Source organism: Halomonas sp. ABH4_019 (assembly GCF_056159885.1).
Genome location: NZ_JBSWWC010000003.1, coordinates 285,637 through 304,976, shown reverse-complemented (window position 1 = coordinate 304,976; position 19,340 = coordinate 285,637). Strand labels below are relative to the sequence as shown.

General features: G+C 67.8%; 15 protein-coding genes. 11 read left to right on the top strand and 4 right to left on the bottom strand.

The features are described from left to right. Window positions 1-46 precede the first annotated feature (46 nt). Together ACXAFN_RS13730 and ACXAFN_RS13725 are read left to right on the top strand one after the other, a co-directional pair. Window positions 47-598: a cupin domain-containing protein gene (locus tag ACXAFN_RS13730; RefSeq protein ID WP_474989396.1), complete on the top strand. Its 552-nt coding sequence runs from the start codon at window positions 47-49 to the stop codon at window positions 596-598. Between the two features lie 147 nt (window positions 599-745). Next, window positions 746-955 carry a 2-hydroxymuconate tautomerase gene (locus ACXAFN_RS13725; protein WP_474989394.1) on the top strand — a complete coding sequence of 70 codons (210 nt, stop codon included), beginning with the start codon at window positions 746-748 and terminating at the stop codon, window positions 953-955. A gap of 112 nt (window positions 956-1,067) precedes the next feature. On the opposite strand, the gene ACXAFN_RS13720 is transcribed toward ACXAFN_RS13725, so the two are convergent. Beyond that, complete coding sequence (locus ACXAFN_RS13720) at window positions 1,068-2,579, bottom strand: aldehyde dehydrogenase (protein WP_474989392.1); 1,512 nt, start codon at window positions 2,577-2,579, stop codon at window positions 1,068-1,070. Beyond that, window positions 2,576-3,988 carry an aspartate aminotransferase family protein gene (locus ACXAFN_RS13715; protein WP_474989390.1) on the bottom strand — a complete coding sequence of 471 codons (1,413 nt, stop codon included), beginning with the start codon at window positions 3,986-3,988 and terminating at the stop codon, window positions 2,576-2,578. The genes ACXAFN_RS13720 and ACXAFN_RS13715 overlap by 4 nt, the downstream gene beginning before the upstream one ends. 282 nt (window positions 3,989-4,270) lie before the next feature. Between ACXAFN_RS13715 and ACXAFN_RS13710 the strand changes: the two genes are divergently transcribed. Beyond that, window positions 4,271-6,211, top strand: a complete 1,941-nt coding sequence (locus ACXAFN_RS13710; RefSeq protein WP_474989388.1) for a Na+/H+ antiporter NhaC family protein — start codon at window positions 4,271-4,273, stop codon at window positions 6,209-6,211. Window positions 6,212-6,327: 116 nt separating this feature from the next. On the opposite strand, the gene ACXAFN_RS13705 is transcribed toward ACXAFN_RS13710, so the two are convergent. Further along, window positions 6,328-7,065 carry a gamma-glutamyl-gamma-aminobutyrate hydrolase family protein gene (locus ACXAFN_RS13705; RefSeq protein ID WP_474989386.1) on the bottom strand — a complete coding sequence of 246 codons (738 nt, stop codon included), beginning with the start codon at window positions 7,063-7,065 and terminating at the stop codon, window positions 6,328-6,330. Window positions 7,066-7,324: 259 nt separating this feature from the next. Here ACXAFN_RS13705 and ACXAFN_RS13700 point away from each other — a divergent pair, with 259 nt between their 5' ends. Together ACXAFN_RS13700 and ACXAFN_RS13695 are read left to right on the top strand one after the other, a co-directional pair. Further along, entirely contained in the window at window positions 7,325-8,701 is a 1,377-nt protein-coding gene (locus tag ACXAFN_RS13700) for a glutamine synthetase family protein (protein ID WP_474989384.1), read from the top strand. A 221-nt stretch (window positions 8,702-8,922) separates the two neighbouring features. Next, complete coding sequence (locus ACXAFN_RS13695) at window positions 8,923-10,413, top strand: Na+/H+ antiporter NhaC family protein (RefSeq protein WP_474989382.1); 1,491 nt, start codon at window positions 8,923-8,925, stop codon at window positions 10,411-10,413. 354 nt (window positions 10,414-10,767) lie between these two features. On the opposite strand, the gene ACXAFN_RS13690 is transcribed toward ACXAFN_RS13695, so the two are convergent. After that, entirely contained in the window at window positions 10,768-11,832 is a 1,065-nt protein-coding gene (locus ACXAFN_RS13690) for a substrate-binding domain-containing protein (RefSeq protein ID WP_474989380.1), read from the bottom strand. A 130-nt stretch (window positions 11,833-11,962) separates the two neighbouring features. Here ACXAFN_RS13690 and ACXAFN_RS13685 point away from each other — a divergent pair, with 130 nt between their 5' ends. The 6 genes from ACXAFN_RS13685 (at window position 11,963) to ACXAFN_RS13660 (ending at window position 19,199) form a co-directional block, all read left to right on the top strand. Further along, window positions 11,963-12,457, top strand: coding sequence for a formate dehydrogenase subunit gamma (locus ACXAFN_RS13685; protein ID WP_474989378.1), 495 nt, complete (start codon window positions 11,963-11,965; stop codon window positions 12,455-12,457). After that, window positions 12,454-14,010 carry a formate dehydrogenase beta subunit gene (locus tag ACXAFN_RS13680; RefSeq protein WP_474989376.1) on the top strand — a complete coding sequence of 519 codons (1,557 nt, stop codon included), beginning with the start codon at window positions 12,454-12,456 and terminating at the stop codon, window positions 14,008-14,010. The genes ACXAFN_RS13685 and ACXAFN_RS13680 overlap by 4 nt, the downstream gene beginning before the upstream one ends. Then, window positions 14,007-16,892: a formate dehydrogenase subunit alpha gene (fdhF, locus tag ACXAFN_RS13675; protein WP_474989374.1), complete on the top strand. Its 2,886-nt coding sequence runs from the start codon at window positions 14,007-14,009 to the stop codon at window positions 16,890-16,892. The genes ACXAFN_RS13680 and fdhF overlap by 4 nt, the downstream gene beginning before the upstream one ends. Continuing rightward, on the top strand, window positions 16,889-17,731 hold the full coding sequence (gene fdhD, locus ACXAFN_RS13670) for a formate dehydrogenase accessory sulfurtransferase FdhD (RefSeq protein WP_474989372.1): 843 nt from the start codon (window positions 16,889-16,891) through the stop codon (window positions 17,729-17,731). Before fdhF ends, fdhD begins: the two co-directional genes overlap by 4 nt. 10 nt (window positions 17,732-17,741) lie before the next feature. Next, window positions 17,742-17,984 (top strand): formate dehydrogenase subunit delta, encoded by a 243-nt coding sequence (locus ACXAFN_RS13665; protein WP_474989370.1) that lies wholly within the window; start codon window positions 17,742-17,744, stop codon window positions 17,982-17,984. A 234-nt stretch (window positions 17,985-18,218) separates the two neighbouring features. Next, complete coding sequence (locus tag ACXAFN_RS13660; RefSeq protein WP_474989368.1) at window positions 18,219-19,199, top strand: helix-turn-helix transcriptional regulator; 981 nt, start codon at window positions 18,219-18,221, stop codon at window positions 19,197-19,199. Window positions 19,200-19,340 lie beyond the last annotated feature (141 nt).

Sequence of the window (19,340 nt, the reverse complement as noted above, 5' to 3'; positions counted from 1 at the left end):
CGGTCGGGCCTCACCGGCCCACCCCGTCGACTTCAGAGGACGACCCATGGCAGAAGATGTCGGCGCGCGACTGCGCGCCCTGCGTAACCTGAGGGGCATCTCCCAGCGCGAGCTGGCCAAGCGCTGCGGCGTCACCCACTCCAGCCTGTCGCTGATCGAGCAGGGCAAGGTCAGCCCCTCGGTGAGCTCGCTGAAGAAGATCCTCGACGCCATTCCCATGAGCGTCGGCGACTTCTTCACCATGGATCTGGAGAGCCGCGACCAGGTGTTCTATTCGGCCGACGAGCTGGCCGACGTAGGCACCGGCGACGTCATCTACAAGCTGGTGGGCGGCAATCGCGCCGCCCGGGCACTCAACTTCATGGTCGAGACCTATCCCTCCGGCGCCGACACCGGCCGCGAGATGATCGCCCACCAGGGCGAGGAAGCCGGCGTGGTGCTGGAAGGCGAGATCGAGATCACCATCGGCGCCGAGACCCGCGTGCTCGGCGCCGGCGAGGCCTACTACTTCGACACCAACGTCCCCCACCGCTTCCGCAACGTCGGCGAGGCCGCCTGCCGGCTGGTCAGCTGCGCCACACCGGCCCGCAGCTTCTGACAACACACCCGGGCCGCGCCGAGCCAGTGCCACGGGCCGGCCCAACCCCGCCTCGCCAACGCGCCTCGTTGACGACATCTCGCTTTGACAGCCCTCGTCGCCAATGGGAATATCTGGAAACATTTTCCACATGTTCGAGGAGACCCCATGCCGATCGTCAACATCCAGCTGATCGAAGGCCGCAGCGACGAGCAGAAGGAAGCGCTGATCGAGAAGGTCACCGCCGCCTGCGTCGAGTCCATCGACTGCACGCCGGAGAGCGTGCGTATCCTGCTCTCCGACGTGGCGATCCAGGACTTCGGCGTCGCCGGCGAGTCGGTCGCCAAACGCCGCGCCGCCAAGGAAACCGTGTCCTGACCGCCCCCAGGCGCGAGAAAAAGCCGGCCGCGGTTAACCGCGGCCGGCCTCTGGCTATCGCGCGCGAGCGGCTCAGTTCAAGCCTAACTCCTCGCATCTTGCTCCTTGCCCCTTACACCTGAAGCGTCATCCATACGCTCTTCAGATCGGAGTACTCCTCCAGCGAATGATGCGACTTGTCGCGGCCGTTGCCCGACTGCTTGACGCCGCCGAAGGGCACCGTCTGATCCATGTCCGCCCAGTTGTTGACGAACACCTGCCCCGAGCGCAGCCGGCGCGTGACGCGCATGATGCGGTCGATGTCCTGGCTCCACAGCCCGGCCGCCAGGCCGTAGTCGCTGTCGTTGGCCAGCCGCACCGCCTCGTCCTCGCCGTCGAAGCCGAACACCGACAGCACCGGGCCGAAGATCTCCTCGCGGCCGATGGCCATGGCGTCGGTGACGCCGTCGAACACCGTCGGCGGGATGAACAGCCCCTTGCCCTCGATGGCGGTGGCCTCGCCGCCGGCGCGCAGGGTCGCGCCCTCCTCCACGCCGCGGCGAATATAGTCGAGCACCCGCTCGTGCTGGGCCTGGTCGACCATGGCGCCCATGAAGCTGTCCGGGTCCAGCGGGTCGCCGGGCTGCATGCGCTCGGCGGCGGCCAGCACCTTCTCCACGAAGGCCTCGCGGATCGAGTTCTCGACCAGCAGCCGCGAGCCGGCGATGCACACCTCGCCCTGGTTGTGGAAGATCGCCCCGGCGGCGTGCTCGGCCACCCGGTCGAGGTCCTTGCAGTCGGCGAACACCAGGTTCGGGCTCTTGCCGCCGCACTCCAGGAACACCTTCTTGAGGTTCGACTGGCCGGCGTACTGCATCAGCTGCTTGCCGACCCCGGTGGAGCCGGTGAAGGCCAGGCAGTCGACGTCCATCGACAGCGCCAGGGCCTTGCCCACGGTGTGGCCGAAGCCCGGCAGCACCTGGAACACGCCCCGCGGCAGGCCGGCCTCGCGGGCCAGGCTGGCCAGGCGCAGCGCCGACAGCGGCGACTTCTCCGAGGGCTTCAAGATCACGCTGTTGCCGGCGGCGAGCGCCGGGGCGATCTTCCAGGCGGTCATCATCAGCGGGAAGTTCCACGGCACGATGGAGGCCACCACCCCCAGCGGCTCGCGCAGCACCAGACCCAGCGCATCGTCGCCGGTGGGCGCCACCTCGCCGTAGAGCTTGTCGATGGACTCGGCATGGTGGCGCAGGCAGCCGATGGCGCCGGCCATGTCGCCCAGCGAGCTGGAGACGGGCTTGCCCATGTCCAGGGTGTCGAGCAGCGCCAGCTCGTGCTTGTGGGCCTCCATCAGCGCGGCGAGCCGCAGCAGCACGGCCTTGCGCTGACCCGGGGCCAGGCGCGACCAGTCGCCGCCCTCGAACGCGGCCCGGGCCACGGTCACCGCGCGCTCGGCGTCGGCGGCGTCGCAGCTCGCCACCTCGGCGAGTGCCTCGCCGGTGGCCGGATTGATCGTGGTCAGGGTCGCACCGTCGGCGGCGTCGACGAAGGCGTCGTCGATATAGGCGCGGGTCTCGAGGCCTCGCTCGACCAGCGAGGCGGCCAGCGCCTGCCAGTCGTCGCGAGTGGTCGGGGTGGGGCTCATGCGCGAATCTCCTCTCGTGGGGCGGCGTCGGTCACCACATGCTCGGCCAGGCGCCGCGCGGTCTCGTCGAGTGCCTGGCGGGCCAGGCGAACCAGCTCGTCGATCTCGTCACGGGTGATCACAAGGGGCGGCGAGATGATCATGGTATCGCCCACCGAGCGCATCACCAATCCGGCCTCGAAGCACAGGTCGCGACACAGGTTGCCGGCGGACAGCGACTTGTCAAAACGCGTGCCGGAGGCCTTGTCGGCGACCAGTTCCAGGGCCCCCATCAGGCCCAGCGAGCGCGCCTCGCCGACGATGGGATGCTCGGCCAGTTCGGCCCAGCGTCGGGCCAGGTAGGGACCGACGTCATCGCGCACGCGATCCACCACGCCCTCGGCCTCGAGCAGCTCCAGGTTCCTGAGCGCCACGGCGGCGCAGGTGGGATGCCCCGAGTAGGTGAAACCGTGGAAGAACTCGCCGCCCTCCTCAATCAGGGTGTCGGCCACTCGATCGCCGACCAGCACACCGCCGATCGGCAGGTAGCCGGACGACAGCCCCTTGGCGATCGGCATCAGGTCCGGCTCGAGGCCGAAATGCTGGCTACCGAACCATTCGCCGAGGCGGCCGAAGCCGCAGATCACCTCGTCGGCGACCAGCAGGATGTCATACTTGGCCAGCACTTCCTTGACCGCCGGCCAATAGCTCTCCGGCGGCATGATGGCGCCACCGGCCCCCTGCACCGGCTCGGCGATGAAGGCGGCGACGTTCTCCTCGCCGAGCTCGAGGATCTTGTCCTCCAGCGCCGCGGCGCACCGGCGGCCGAAGGCCTCCGGCGACAGGTCGCGCCCCCGCCCTTCACCAAACCAATAGGGCTGCGCCACGTGGGCGATCTCGGGCACGCAGGGCCCGCCCTGGCCGTGCATGGGCGCCATGCCGCCGAGACTCATGCCGGCCACGGTGGAACCGTGATAGCCGTTCTCGCGACCGATGATCCAGCGCTTGCCGGACTGGCCCTTCAGCGCCCAGTAGCGGCGCACCATGCGCAGCACCGTATCGTTGGCCTCGGAGCCCGAGCCGGTGAAGAAGACCCGATTGAGGTGCGCCGGGGCGAGCTCGCTGAGTTTCTCGGCCAGGCGCAGCGCCGGCGGATGAGTGGTCTTGAAGAAGGTGTTGTAGTAGGGCAGCTGCTCGAGCTGGGTGGTCGCCGCCTCCACCAGCTCCCGGCGGCCGTAACCCAGATTCACACACCACAGCCCGGCCATGCCATCGAGGATCCGGTGCCCCTCGCTGTCATGGATGTAGACGCCCTCGGCGTGGGTGACAACGCGGCTGCCCTCCTCGCCCAGCGCCTTGAAATCGGTGAAGGGGTGAAGATGGTGATCGCGATCGCACTCCTGGTACCGCGCGGAGACTGACTGAGTCATGGCCGTTTCCTCCCATTAGAACGCCAAACCAGAGTGTTATTGTTTACTCAACATATCGATTCTGCCTCGCCCTGCCAACCCCTTTCGAAAATCCGCACCCGGATTTTCCATAACCCATTGATTTTAAAAATTACCGCCACATAAAAATATCTACATTATTATATAAAAACTACAAAAACATTGACACACCCAACACCGCTGACCCACTTTCATTGACGTGAGGGCCAGCCTCCGCGGCGCCCGACACCACCCTGTCACCAACAACAACCCAGGGACATCGCCATGACCTTCCCACTCCACCGCCTGTGCCGGGCCCTGCTGCTCCCGCTGCTGCTGTGGCTATTCGCCTCGACCGCCCAAGCCGCCCCGACGCTGTCGGTGCCGGACGTGATCCTCGAGGGCGTCGACACCGAGATCACCGTCGTCGGCCTCGAGCGGCCGCACCGCGTTCGGGCCGAGCTCGACGGACGCCCCATCGCCCTGCGCCCAACGGACGCGGACACCGCCACCCTGACCCTGGCCCTCCCCGAGGGGACGGCCAACCTCCGCCTGCTGGATGACACCGGCCGAGTGCTGGACGAACAGAGCCTCGACGCCCTCCCCGCCTGGCTATCGCTGCTGCCGGCGCTGACCGCCATCACCCTGGCGCTGGCCTTTCGCCAGGTCATCATCGCGCTGTTCGCCGGCCTGCTGCTCGGCGGCTGGGTTCTGCACGGCATGAACGCCGGCGCCCTGCTCGGCGCCTTCGGCGATTCGGTCAATGTCCATGTGCTCGAGGCCGCCAGCGACAGCGACCACATGTCCATCGTGCTGTTCTGCCTGCTGATCGGCGGCATGGTGGGGATCATCTCGCGCAACGGCGGCACCCGCGGCATCGCCGAACGCATCGCCCGCCTCATCCGCGGGCGGCGCCAGGCCCAGAACTCCACCGCCCTGCTGGGCCTGGCGATCTTCTTCGATGATTACGCCAACGCCCTGATCGTCGGCAACACCATGCGCCACATCACCGACCGACTGAGGATCTCGCGCGCCAAGCTCGCCTATCTGGTGGACAGCACCGCCGCTCCGGTGTCGGCGATCATGCTCGTCACCACCTGGATCGGCTTCCAGGTCGGCCTGATCGGCGAGGCCATGTCCGGTATCGAGGGCTGGTCGGAGTCCGCTTATTCGGTCTTCGTGAACGCCATCCCCTACAACGCCTATCCGCTGCTGGCACTCGCCTTCGTATTTCTGGTGGCCTGGACCGGACGCGATTTCGGCCCGATGCTCCATGCCGAGCGACGCGCCCTCTCCGAACCGGGAGCGCGGGCCGGCCTGACCAGCCGCGAGGCCATCGTCGAGGAGGCCGACATCCCCACCAAGGAAGGCATCCCCACCCGGGCCCTGAACGCCATCGTGCCGATGCTGGTGCTGGTGGCCATCACCCTGGGCGGCATCTATGCCACCGGCCTCGCGGCGCTGGGTGGCGGCGAACACGACCTGCGCGACATCTTCGGCGAGGGAGATTCCTTCGGCGCCATGATGTGGGGGTCGCTATCCGCCTGCGTGGTGGCGGTGATCATGACCCAGGCCCAGCGACTGATGAGCATGACCGAGACCGCTCACTACTGGTTCGAGGGGGTCAAGTCGATGCTGCTGCCGATCACCATCCTGATGATGGCCTGGGCGCTGGCCAACGTGAACGAGGCCCTGCATACCAGCGACTTCCTGGTCACCGCGCTCGGCGACAGCCTGTCGCCCCAGTGGCTGCCGGCGGTGATCTTCGTGCTGGCCGGCTTCACCGCCTTCGCCACCGGCTCCTCCTGGGGCGTGATGGGTATCATGATGCCGCTGGTGGTGCCTCTGGCCTGGGCGGTACTCGGCCATCACGGGCTCGCCGGCACCGCCGAGGGCATGCCGCTGCTCTATGCCTCGGTGGCCGGGGTGCTGGCCGGTGCCGTGTGGGGCGACCACTGCTCGCCGCTGGCCGAGACGACCCTGCTCGCCGCCATGGCCAGCGGCTGCGACCTGATCGACCATGTGCGCACCCAGCTTCCCTACGCCATGCTGGTGGGCGCGGTGGCCCTGGTCTTCGGCAGCATCGCCGTGGGCCATGGCATCAGCTGGTGGATCGGCCTGGCCGGGGGCGCCGCGGTACTCGCCGCCACCCTGTTCGCCCTCGGTCGACGGGCCACCGCGGGGGCTCCCGAGATGCCGCGTCGCGAGGCGGAACAGCGCGCCTGAGCCCGGCGATCGTCGTGCAAGCCACGACACCCGCCCAACGACAAGGGCCCGCCTGATGGCGGGCCCTTGTCGTACACGGCATCATCATGGCGAGGCCCGATGATCCGGCAAGCGCCTCAGCCGCGACAGGCCTCGGCGAAGCCGCGGAAGATGGCGTCATAGAGCGGGTGTTCGCGGGGCTGCCACTCGGGGTGCCACTGCACGGCCAGGGTGAAGCCCGGGGCGTCGGTCACCGAGATGGCCTCGACCAGCCCGTCCGGCGCCACGGCCTCGGCGGTGAGCCCCTCGCCGAGACGGTCGATGCCCTGCTGGTGCAGGGAATTGACCCGCGACACGGACTCGGGATACAGCGCCGCCAGGCGACCGCCGGGGCGGATCGACAGCTCATGCGCCGGGGCGTACTGCGCCGATCGCTCGCCCGCCGGCTCGCGATGGTCGAGCATGCCGGGCACGGCCTGCACCGCCTGGTGGAGGCTGCCGCCGAAGGCCACGTTGAGCTCCTGAAAGCCCCGGCAGATCCCCAGCAGCGGCAGGCCGAGGTCCAGCGCCGCCGGCACCCAGGCCATGGCCGCGGCATCGCGGTGACGGTCATCGCGGGTGTTCTCGGGGGCGCGCTCGGCGCCATAGCGGCTCGGTTCGACATTGGTATAGCTGCCGGTCAGCACCAGGCCATCGAGCCGCGACAGCAACGGCGTCACGCCGGCGGCATCGAGATCCTCCCAGACCGGCAGGACCACCGGCTCCAGCCCATAGTCGCGCAGGGCACTCAGGTACTTGTCGGTGACCATGTGGGCGGGATGGCCCTCCACCTCGCGGCGACAGGCGATCACTCCCACCAGGGGTCGGCTCTGCATGGCAGTCTCCTCGAACGGCATGACGGGTAAGCTGTTATGGTTTGCTCAACATAGCGTGGTTCGTTTATCTTGCCAACCCACCAAAGTCGAAGCCTCTAAAAATTCCATATCAACTATATGTTTTATATGGACTTTGCAGGAAGATCACCCTCCTCTTTCCGGCATCCTTCTCTCGCCACTTCGTAAAAAATTTGACAACAAAGACGAACACCCTCAATGATGTCAGCCATGCCAACGTCCGAAGGAAACAGGTGTCATCATGCCCTCTCACCCCGTCGACGAAGCCCGTGATTTCCTGGCGCGTCATCCCGATGTCGCCAGCATCGACCTGCTGATCAGCGACCTCAATGGTGTGATGCGCGGCAAGCGCATCCCCCGCAACAACTTGGAAAAGGCCTACGAGAACGGCGTCAACCTGCCGGCCTCGGTGTTCGCCCTGGATATCCTCGGCAACACGGTGGAAGCGACCGGCCTGGGACTGGACACCGGCGACGGCGACCGGGTCTGCCGTCCCGTGCCGGGCACCCTGATGGCGACACCCTGGCTGCGCAATGGCCGCCAGGCCCAGCTGCTGATGACCATGGAAGACAGCGACGGAGGCCCCTACCCCGTCGATCCGCGCCAGCTACTCGGCGGGGTGCTCGAACGCCTGCGGCGCGGCGGCCACAATCCGGTGATCGCGGTGGAACTGGAGTTCTACCTGGTCGACCGTGCGCGGGACGCCCTGGGCATGGCGCAGCCGCCCTGCTCACCGGCCAGCGGCGAGCGCGCCACCCACAGCCAGCTCTATTCGATCAGCGAGCTCGACGAGTACGCGGACTTCCTCGAGGACATCCACGCCGCCGCCGAGGCCCAGGCCCTGCCGCTGGACACCGCCCTCAAGGAGTGCGCCCCGGGACAGTTCGAGATCAACCTGATCCACTGCGACGACGCCCTGAAGGCCTGTGACAGCGCCGTACTGCTCAAGCGCCTGATCAAGGGCGTCGCCCTGCAGCACGGCTTCGAGGCCACCTTCATGGCCAAGCCCTACGGCGACGAGGCCGGCAACGGCACCCATGTGCATATCAGCCTGCTCGACGAGAGCGGCCGCAACGTCTTCGCCGCCGAGGACGGCGACCCGCTGGGCACCCCGGCGCTCAAGCACGCGGTGGCCGGGCTGCTGGACACGATGCCCGCCTCCATGGCGCTGTTCGCCCCCAACCTCAACTCCTTCCGCCGCTTCCAGCCGGGACTCTACGTGCCCATGGCGCCGACCTGGGGCTTCGACAACCGTTCTGTGGCGGTGCGCATCCCCTCCGGCCCCAACATCGCGCGGCGCCTGGAGCATCGGGTCGCCGGCGCCGACGCCAACCCCTACCTGCTGGTGGCGACCCTGCTGGCGGCCATCGACCACGGGCTGCGCCAGCAGTTGACGCCCCCGGAGGCGATCACCGGCAACGCCTACGACCAGGTCGCTCCCAGCCTGACCAACAGCTGGAGCCAGGCGCTGACCCTGCTGGAAGACAGCGAGGCCCTCACCGAGGCCCTGGGGACCGAGTTCCTGCGCGTCTTCCTCGCCAACCGCCGCGCCGAGCGCGACCAAGCCATGCAGGCGGTGAGCAAGCTGGAGTACGACTGGTACCTGCGCCAGGTCTAGACGCTCGACCCAAGCGCTCGGCGCTCGCCGACGCTTGCGTACCGGACCACGGACGGCCGGGACCCGGCGACCCCGGCACAGCCGACTGAATCACATTGACCGCGGGCGGCCCTTGGGCCGCCCCAGGGCCCCGTCGTGCCCCGCCGGGGCCGCCAACAACAAGCCATGCCCCAAGGCCCCCGGGCCGGCCGCACCTCACAACACCACCAACGGAGGTCGCCATGAGTGCTCCCCAATCCTCGCCCCACCCCTTCTCGCCCTCGCTGCCGGCCCGCGACGGCACCGGCCGCACCCTGCTGCTGGTGCTCGCCGTGCTGGCCACGGTCGGCGTCCTGACGCTGACCCACGAGCCGGGCAGCGACTTCGGCTGGGCCAGCCTGGTGCCCTCGCTGATCGTGCTGGTAGTGGCCATCGCCACCCATCGCACCCTGGAGGCACTGGCCATCGGCGCGCTGTCCGGGCTGGTCATGCTGCAGCCGGAAGACTTCGTCGGCGAGCTGGCCGACATCTCGCTTGCGGTGATGATGAACGAGACCATCGCCTGGCTGATCCTGGTCTGCGGCCTGATGGGCGGCTTCATCGCCATGCTCGAGAAGTCCGGCTGTACCCTGAGCTTCAGCCACTTCATGACCCGGCTGGTCAAGACCCGTCGCCAGTCGATGCTCAGCACCGTGGCGCTGGGCGTGCTGATCTTCATCGACGACTACCTCAACGCCCTGGCCACCTCGGCGGCCATGAAGCGCCTCACCGACCGCTTCGGCGTGTCCCGCGAGAAGCTGGCCTACATCGTCGACTCGACCGCGGCACCGATCTGCATCCTGGTGCCGATCTCCACCTGGGCGGTGTACTTCGCCGAGCTGCTGGAGACCAACGGCGCCACCGAGGGCCCGGGCATGGGCCTCTACATCGCCTCGATCCCCTTCATGCTCTACGGCTGGGTGGCCATGGGCCTGGTGCTGCTGGTGGCCAGCGGCAAGCTGCCCGACCTGGGCCCGATGAAGGCCGCCGAAGCTCGCGCCCGAGCCGGCCAGCCGATCCCCGACGGCGCCCCGGATGCGGCGCTGGACGACACGACGCCCACCCAGTCGCCGTGGCGCGGCGTGTTCAACTTCGTAGCGCCCATGGCGGTGCTGATCGGCGCCAGCGCCTACTTCGAGATCGACCTGCTCAAGGGCGTGATGGTCGCCACCCTGTTCACCCTGGTGCTCTATCTCGTCCAGCGCCTGGCGACCTTCGCCAGCCTGATGGACGGCATCATGGACGGCTTTCGCACCATGATGCTGCCGCTGGCCATCGTCGCCGTGGGCTTCGTGCTGCGCGAGGTCAACGACCAGCTCGGCATGACCCCGTTCATGATCGATGCCCTCGGCCCCTACCTGACGCCGGCGCTGCTGCCCGCCCTGGTGTTCGTCTCCATGGCCGTGGTGGTGTTCGCCACCGGTTCCTCCTGGGGCGTGTTCGTGATCTCGATCCCCATCGTGGTGCCCATGGCCCAGCACATGGACGCGCCGATGCCGCTGGTGGTGGGCGCCCTGCTGTCGGCCTCGAGCTTCGGCAGCCACGCCTGCTTCTTCTCCGACTCCTCGGTGCTGTCCTCCCAGGGCAGCGGCTGTTTGCCGATGCAGCACGGCCTGACCCAGTTCCCCTACGCGCTGCTGGGCGCCCTGGTCACCGCCGCCGGTTTCCTGGCGCTGGGCTATGCCCTGACCTGAGCCAGCAGCAGAGCCTCGTCTCTCCCGTTGCGCGGCGCCCCGGCGCCGCGCTTTTTTATTGCCCCGGCAAGCCGTTATTCCGAATCAATCGCGGCACGGGGAAGTAAGGAAATCAGGATAAGCGCCTTGATTGCCAGGTTAAGAAAGCGCTGATTTATGAAGCGAGCGGCGATAGGCTGATCGCCGCCGAAGCGCAGAACCGAGCGAAGCGACAAACATCCGAAGGATGGCCCCGAAGGGGTGAGGAACCGGAGGTTCCGAGTCATCCGGAGTGTAATGAGGATTCCGATCGGACCGGCGCCCCGGCATCGCAGGCGGCCAGGATATCGAGCGCAGCAATAAATCAGTGTTTTCTTACGAGTCGGGCAGCAGCGTCTCGACCCCCTCCACCTCGCCGCAGCGATCCGGCGTATAGCCCGGCAGCTCGGCCACCGCCGCCTGGAAGGCCTCGCCGGCCAGCACCCGGCACAGCGACTTGAGCTTCGGCTCGGCCAGGCTGCGCCGGTGGCAGACCAGCAGATAGTCCTCCAGCGCCAGCGGCACGAAGTCGAGGCCGAAGCGCCGCGCCGCCGCCTCCACGCCGAAGCCCGCATCCGCCATCCCCGCGGCGACATAGGCCGCCACCGCCGAATGGGTGTATTCCTCCAGCTCGTAGCCACGAATCCGCTTCGTCGAGAGCCCGGCACCGGCGAGCAACCCGTCCAGCAGCGCCCGGGTCCCCGACGCCGCCTGGCGGTTGATAAAGCGCGCCTCCCCCTGGGCGAGATCGGCGAGCCCCGAGATTCCCAGCGGATTGCCCGGCGCCACCATCAACCCCTGGCGACGGGTGATGAAACGCAACACGCGATAGCTCCGGGGCTTGAGCAGATCCCGGTACGCCCGGCTCACCCGCCGGCCGACCTCGCCGTGGGGCAGGTGGAAGCCGGCCAGGTCACAGGCGCCGCGATGCAGCGTCGCCAGGGCCTCGCGCGGGCTGCAGTACTGCAGGTCGAGGCGCAGCTCGTCGAGGTGTTCCGGCAGCCGCTCGACGGCGTAGCCATGGCTGGCATGCAGCCTCAGCACCGGCCGCACGCCTTCCAGGGTCTGCTGGATGGCCAGGTTGAGCTCGGAGCCCAGGCTCTCCAACTGGGGGCCGAGCCGGGCGATCACCCGCTGTTCGGCCCACAGCAGCTTCTCGCCCAGCGGCGAGAGCCGCGCCCCGCGGCCCCGCTCCAGCTCGACCAGCGCGATGCCGAAGAATTCCCCCCACTTGTTGAGCAGGTTCCAGGCATGGCGATAGGAGATGCCGACGGTCTCGGCGGCCCGGGTGAGCTTGCCGTGCCGGTGCACCGCCTCGAGCAGGCCGAACAGCTTGGGGTCGAGCTGGTTGCCGGCCTCGTCGCTGAAGTACCAGGCCGGCGTGATGCGGATACGCTTCATGTGAAGAAAGTTTCATATTTTGCCATCGGGGCACCAATGCTAGCTTTATTCAGACCGTGACGCACGCCCTCTTCAACATATGAACAAGCGTGCATAACCAGCCAGAACGATAACGAACCAGGGGGACTCGATGAGCGATTCCCGTGAGTGGACGCCCCAGGCGATCCAGGCCGAGATCGACGCCCTGAAGCACAAGCCCGGCGCCCTGCTGCCGATCCTGCACGCCGTCCAGGACCGGCTCGGCTTCGTGCCCGAGGGAGCGGTGCCGATCATCGCCGAGTCGCTGGGCCAGACCCGCGCCGAAGTGCACGGCGTGATCGGCTTCTACCACCACTTCCGGACCTCACCGCCGGGTCGCCACCTGGTGCAGGTGTGCCGCGCCGAGGCCTGCCAGTCGGTGGGCGCGCGCGCCCTGGAAGCCCACGCCAAGGCCAGCCTCGGCGTCGACTTTCACCAGACCACCGTGGATCACGACATCACCCTGGAGGCGGTCTACTGCCTGGGCAACTGCGCCTGCGGCCCCTCGATTCGCGTCGATGACGAGGTCCGGGGCCGGATCACCCCCGAGGCCTTCGATGCCCTGGTCGACGAGCTGCGCACCCAGCCCCTGGAGGTGATCGGATGAGCGTCCGCGTCTTCGTCCCCCGCGACACCACCGCCCTCTCGCTGGGCGCCGACGCCGTGGCCGGGCGCCTGGAGCGCGAGGCCGCGAGCCGAGGCCTCGATCTGACGATCGTGCGCAACGGCTCCCGCGGCCTGGCCTGGCTGGAGCCGCTGGTCGAGGTCGAGACCCCGACCGGCCGCGTCGCCTACGGCCCCGTGACGCCCGGCGACGTGCCGGCACTGCTCGATGCCGGCCTGCTCGAAGGCCGCGACACCCACCCGCTGGCCCTGGGCCTCACCGAGGCGATTCCGTATCTCGCCCGCCAGCAGCGCCTGACCTTCGCCCGCATCGGCGTCACCGACCCGCTGTCGATCGCCGACTACCTGGCCCTCGACGGCTTCCGCGGCCTGGAGGCGGCGCTCGTCCGCGAGCCCCAGGACATCGTCGAGGAGGTCAAGGCCTCCGGCCTGCGCGGCCGCGGCGGGGCGGCCTTCCCCACCGGCATCAAGTGGCAGACGGTGCTCGATACCGAGGCGGACCAGAAGTACATCGTCTGCAACGCCGACGAGGGCGACTCCGGCACCTTCGCCGATCGCCTGGCGATGGAGTGCGATCCCTACATGCTGATCGAGGGCATGACCATCGCCGGGCTCGCGGTGGGCGCCACCCAGGGCTACATCTACCTGCGCTCCGAGTACCCGCTGGCCAAGCAGATCCTCGACGCCGCCATCGCCCGCGCCGAAGCCGCCGGCTATCTGGGCGACGATCTCCGCGGCAGCGGCCGCGCCTTCCACCTGGAGGTGCGCCTGGGCGCCGGCGCCTATATCTGCGGCGAGGAGACCTCGCTGCTGGAGAGCCTCGAGGGCAAGCGCGGCCTGGTGCGCTTCAAGCCGCCGCTGCCGGCCATCGAGGGGCTGTTCGGCCGCCCCACCGTGGTCAACAACGTGCTGTCGCTGGCCGCCGTGCCCTTCATCCTCGCCGAGGGCGCCGAGGCCTACGCCAACCACGGCATGGGCCGCTCCCGCGGCACCCTGGCGCTGCAGCTGGCCGGCAACGTCAAGCGCGGCGGCCTGGTGGAGCTTTCCTTCGGCACCACCCTGCGCACCCTGATGGAAGACTTCGGTGGCGGTACCGCCAGCGGCCGTCCGCTGCGCGCGGTGCAGGTCGGCGGCCCGCTGTGTGCCTACCTGCCCGAGAGCCAGTGGGACCTGCCGCTGGACTACGAGACCTTCGCCGAGGTCGGCGCCGGCGTCGGCCACGGCGGCGTGGTGATGTTCGACGAAGCCGTCGACATGGCCGAGCAGGCGCGCTTCTCGATGGAGTTCTGCAAGGTGGAGTCCTGCGGCAAGTGCACGCCCTGCCGCATCGGCTCGACCCGCGGCGTGGAGGTCATCGACCGCATACGGGCAGGCCGTGACCGCGAGGCCAACCTCGCGCTGCTCGGCGAGCTGTGCGAGACCATGGAAGACGGTTCGCTGTGCGCCATGGGCGGCATGACGCCCTTCCCGGTGCGAAGCGCCCTGAAACACTTCCCCGACGACTTCCAGCGCGCGCCGGAAGGAGACCGCTCATGATTCAGCACTTCGATCCCCGCCAGCACGACAGGGACCTCGCCAAGGACCTGGGAACGCCGCCGCCCTCCCCGGCCGCAGGCGCCACCCCAGTAAGAGTCGAGATCGACGGCGTCGAGATCACCGTGCCGGCGGGCACCTCAGTGCTGCGCGCCGCGGCCCTCGCCGACATCAACATCCCCAAGCTGTGCGCCACCGACAGCCTAGAAGCCTTCGGCTCCTGCCGACTGTGCGCCGTCCAGGTCGAGGGCAAACGCGGCACGCCGGCGGCCTGCACCACCCCGGTGGCCGAGGGCATGAAGGTCACCACCCAGAACGAGCGCCTGGCCCGGCTGCGCCGCAACATCATGGAGCTGTACATCTCCGACCACCCGCTGGACTGCCTGACCTGTCCGGCCAACGGCGACTGCGAGCTGCAGGACATGGCCGGCGCGGTGGGCCTGCGCGAGGTGCGTTACGGCTTCGAGGGCGAGAACCACCTGGCCGCCGAGACCGACCACTCCAACCCCTACTTCAGCTTCGACCCCAGCAAGTGCATCGTCTGCTCACGCTGCGTGCGGGCCTGCGAGGAGGTGCAGGGCACCTTCGCGCTGACCATCGACGGTAGAGGGTTCGATTCGAAAGTCGCGGCGGGACAAGCGGAGGCCTTCATGGACTCCGAGTGCGTGTCCTGCGGCGCCTGCGTCCAGGCCTGTCCGACCTCGACGCTGATGGAGAAGAGCGTCATCGACGCCGGCCAGCCCGAGCACAGCGTGGTCACTACCTGCGCCTACTGCGGCGTGGGCTGCTCCTTCGAGGCCCAGATGAAGGGCGACCTGCTGGTGCGCATGGTGCCCTACAAGGGCGGCGACGCGAACCACGGCCACTCCTGCGTCAAGGGCCGCTTCGCCTTCGGCTACGCGACCCATCCCGACCGCATCACCACGCCGAAGATCCGCGATTCTATCGATCAGCCCTGGCGCCCGGTCGGCTGGGAGGAGGCGATCGCCTTCGCCGCCGAGCGCCTCACGACGATCCAGGCCGAGCACGGCCGCGAGAGCATCGGCGGCATCACCTCCTCGCGCTGCACCAACGAGGAGACCTACTTGGTGCAGAAGCTGATCCGCGCCGCCTTCGGCAACAACAACACCGACACCTGCGCCCGGGTCTGCCACTCGCCTACCGGCTACGGACTGAAGACCACCCTGGGCGAGTCCGCCGGCACCCAGACCTTCGACTCGGTGATGCAGGCCGACGCCATCATCGTGATCGGCGCCAACCCCACCGACGCCCACCCAGTGTTCGGTTCGCTGATGCGCAGGCGTCTGCGCCAGGGCGCCTCGCTGATCGTCGCCGACCCGCGGCGCATCGACCTGCTCAAGACGCCGCACCTCGAGGACGCCCAGCACCTGCCGCTGCGCCCGGGCACCAACGTGGCGCTGGTCAACGCCCTGGCCCACGTGGTGGTCACCGAAGGCCTCGAGGACCACGACTTCATCGCCAAGCGCTGCGACACCGAGGCGTATCGCGCCTGGCGTGACTTCATTGCCGAGCAGCGCCACTCCCCGGAGGCCAGCGAGGCGATCACCGGCGTGGCCGCCGAGGCCGTGCGCCGCGCCGCGCGCACCTACGCCACCGCCGGCAACGGCGCCATCTACTATGGCCTGGGCGTCACCGAGCACAGCCAGGGCTCGACCATGGTGATGGGCATCGCCAACCTGGCGCTGGCCACCGGCAACATCGGCCGCGAGGGCGTGGGCGTGAACCCGCTGCGCGGCCAGAACAACGTACAGGGCTCCTGCGACATGGGCTCCTTCCCCCATGAGCTGCCGGGCTACCAGCACGTCGCCGACGTCGCGGCCCGCGGCCGCTTCGAGGATGCCTGGGGGGTCAAGCTCGACGACGAGCCGGGGCTGCGCATCCCCAACATGTTCGACGCCGCCATCGAGGGCACCTTCAAGGCGCTCTACGTGCAGGGCGAGGACATCGCCCAGTCCGATCCCAACACCCAGCACGTGGAAGCGGCGCTGTCCTCGCTGGAGTGCCTGATCGTCCAGGACATCTTCCTCAACGAGACCGCCAAGTATGCCCACGTGCTGCTGCCGGGCTCGAGCTTCCTGGAGAAGGACGGCACCTTCACCAACGCCGAGCGGCGCATCAACCGCGTGCGCAAGGTGATGCCGCCGCTGGCCGGCAAGGCCGACTGGGAAGTCACCATCGACCTGGCCCGCGCGCTGGGCTATCCGATGGACTACACGCATCCGTCCGAGATCATGGACGAGATCGCCCGGCTGACGCCGACCTTCGCCGGCGTCAGCTACGCCAGGCTCGACGAGCGCGGCAGTCTCCAATGGCCCTGCAATGCCGAGCATCCCGACGGCACCCCGACCATGCACGAGGTCGACTTCCCGATCGGCCGCGGCCGCTTCGCGATCACCGAGTACGTGGCCACCGAGGAGCGTGCCAACCGTCGCTTCCCGCTGCTGCTGACCACCGGGCGGATCCTCTCCCAGTACAACGTCGGCGCCCAGACCCGACGCACCGACAACCAGGTGTGGCACGACGAGGACGTGATCGAGCTGCATCCCTCCGACGCCGAGGTACGCGGCATCACCGACGGCGACTGGCTGGGCATCACCAGCCGGGCGGGCCAGACGGTACTGCGCGCGCGGCTCAGCGAGCGCATGCAGCCCGGCGTGGTCTACACCACCTTCCACCACCCGGGTAGCGGCGCCAACGTGATCACCACCGACAGCTCCGACTGGGCCACCAACTGCCCCGAGTACAAGGTGACCGCGGTGCAGGTGGAGAAGGTCAGCCGGCCCTCCGAATGGCAGCGCCGCTTCGACGAAGTCGACCGCCAGCAGCGCGAATACCTGGCCACGGCCCGGGAGGCGGCATCATGAACCGTCGCCCGGCAGCAAGCGCGGCTCTCCCCGTGGCGCATCATCGCGTCGAGGAGCACCGTGGCGCGTCGGGCTGGTATCGCGACGACGCCGAGGACGCCCTGGCCCTCGAAGTACCGGTGGCGCTGGTCTACAACGGCATCTCCCACGCGGTGATGATGGCCAGCCCCACCGATCTCGAGGACTTCGCCCTGGGCTTCAGCCTCACCGAGGGCATCCTCGCGCACCCCCACGAGTGCTACGACCTGGAGGTGCAGGAAGATACTCGGGGGCTCGCGGTGCAGCTGACGATCGCCAGCCAGCGCCAGGCGGAGCTCAAGGAACGCCGCCGCAGCCTCGCCGGACGCACCGGCTGCGGGCTGTGCGGCACCGAATCCCTGGACCAGGCGATCCGCCCCATCCCACAGGTGCGGGCGCCGGCGCTGACCGACACCGCCATTCAGCGCGCCCTCGGGGAGCTGGCCGAGCATCAGGCGCTGCAGGCGGCCACCGGGGCCAGTCACGCCGCGGCCTGGTGCGATGCCGAGGGCCGCATCCAAGGGGTGCGCGAGGACGTGGGCCGCCACAACGCCCTGGACAAGCTGATCGGCGCCCTGGCCCGCGAGGGCGGGCCAGGCGAGGACGGGTTCGCCCTGGTGTCGAGCCGGGCCAGCTACGAGATGGTGCACAAGAGCGCCAGCGCGGGCATCGGCGCCCTGGTGGCCGTCTCGGCGGCCACCGCGCTGGCGGTGGAGCAGGCCCGCGAGGCCGGCCTGCTGCTGGTGGGCTTCGCCCGCCCCGGCCGTCACCTGGTCTATCATCGCCCCACCGACACGGCGCCGGTGCGGGCTCACGGTTGAGGAGTCGCGTATGTCGCACGATCAAGGCCAGACGCTGGTGCACATGGTCAACCAGATCGCCGCCAACCTGAGCGGCGGCCGCGAGACCGCCGACACCGTGGAAGGCGTCTGCACCCACCTGGAGAAGTTCTGGGCCAGGCCGATGAAGCAGCGCATCGTCGCCAGCCTCGACGGGCCCGACAGCGGCCTGACGCCGCTGGCTCGCCAGGCCGTGGCGCGGCTGGCAGAACGGCAAGCGACCGAGGCCGGCTGAAGCGCGTCGCGCCGCCGGCACCCGCCCATGACACGCAGAAGGGCCGACCCGCGAGGGTCGGCCCTTCTGACGTACGACGCTACTGAGCCTCGCCCCTGCCTCGGCAACGTCGAGGATGCCAAGGCGCACCTGTGGGACACACCTGCATCGGCCGAGGCCCCGCCCGTCTGGCATGGCCCCTTCACCCGGCTTGCATTACGCTACTGGTCACTTCCCAGAATACAAAGAATACTGATGGACAACTCGACACCAGGGACTGGCGACACCGACCTTCTTGCGCAGTGGGACTTTATCGGGCAAGAGTTCCCCCTCCCCCAGGGGGCCGGCTCGGGATGCATGCTGATCGCCCCGCTCGCACAAGGTATCACCGTATACTATTCGGAATATCGGGTACTGAAGGATTGCGTCGTCGAGACGTTCTCAGACTTGGACAAACTCGATAACCTCCTTTGCAGCCAGGTACTGCTCTCCGGGAGAGCAGCCCTCAGCATGCCTTCCGGCGACTTTCAAATGCATAGTACAGAGCACTCACTCCTGTATCGCATCGGTGAGAAAGGGACGCGCATCCACTTCCCGGGCAACCAGATCGTCAGGCATGTTGGCGTCTCCATTTCCTTTGATAGCCCTTTGCTGACAGCCGATGATATTCGTACATTGCTCGCCCCTTTCCTGAAGACGAAGGGGAGAAACCTGATCACCCTCCTTCCCCTTGGAAAGGCCACGAGACGATGGGCAGCGGATCTCTTCCTCCTCGCATCTGAGGAACCTCACCCCACGATGGACCTGCATCGGGAAGGCCTTGCCAGATGCTACCTCTCAAGCCTTATGAGTGACTACGCCGATACCGTGGGCGACATCTCAATGGGTATCGAAACGCCTTCAGAGTGGGAGAAAAAGATATGTGAATCGGCTTGCGAACACATCAACAACAATCTGACAAAAGGGCTTAATGCAGCCAGCATTTCCAAAAAATTCGGAATCAGCAAACATCGAATAAATGAGTTATTCACCTTGCTGCTCAACCGCTCCATCAGCGATTACATAAGACACCAAAGACTTACCGAAGCAAAACGGCTCATCGAGCATGAAGGGGTACCTGTCAAGGTGGCTTCCCATGCCGTTGGATACCGGCACGTCAGCAACTTCACCCGAGCCTATCGGCAATACTTCGGTTGGACGCCTGCCACCAGCAGCTATGGAAAGATCGATGACTAGCCGGCACCACGAAACAAAACCGCCCACAATCGACATATCTTACACTTGAAAAAACCGAACACCCAACAAAGACTCTTGTTAGCGCGACTCAACATACAAAATAAATGATAACCCCTGAAAGAAATGATAAAACGCCAGTGT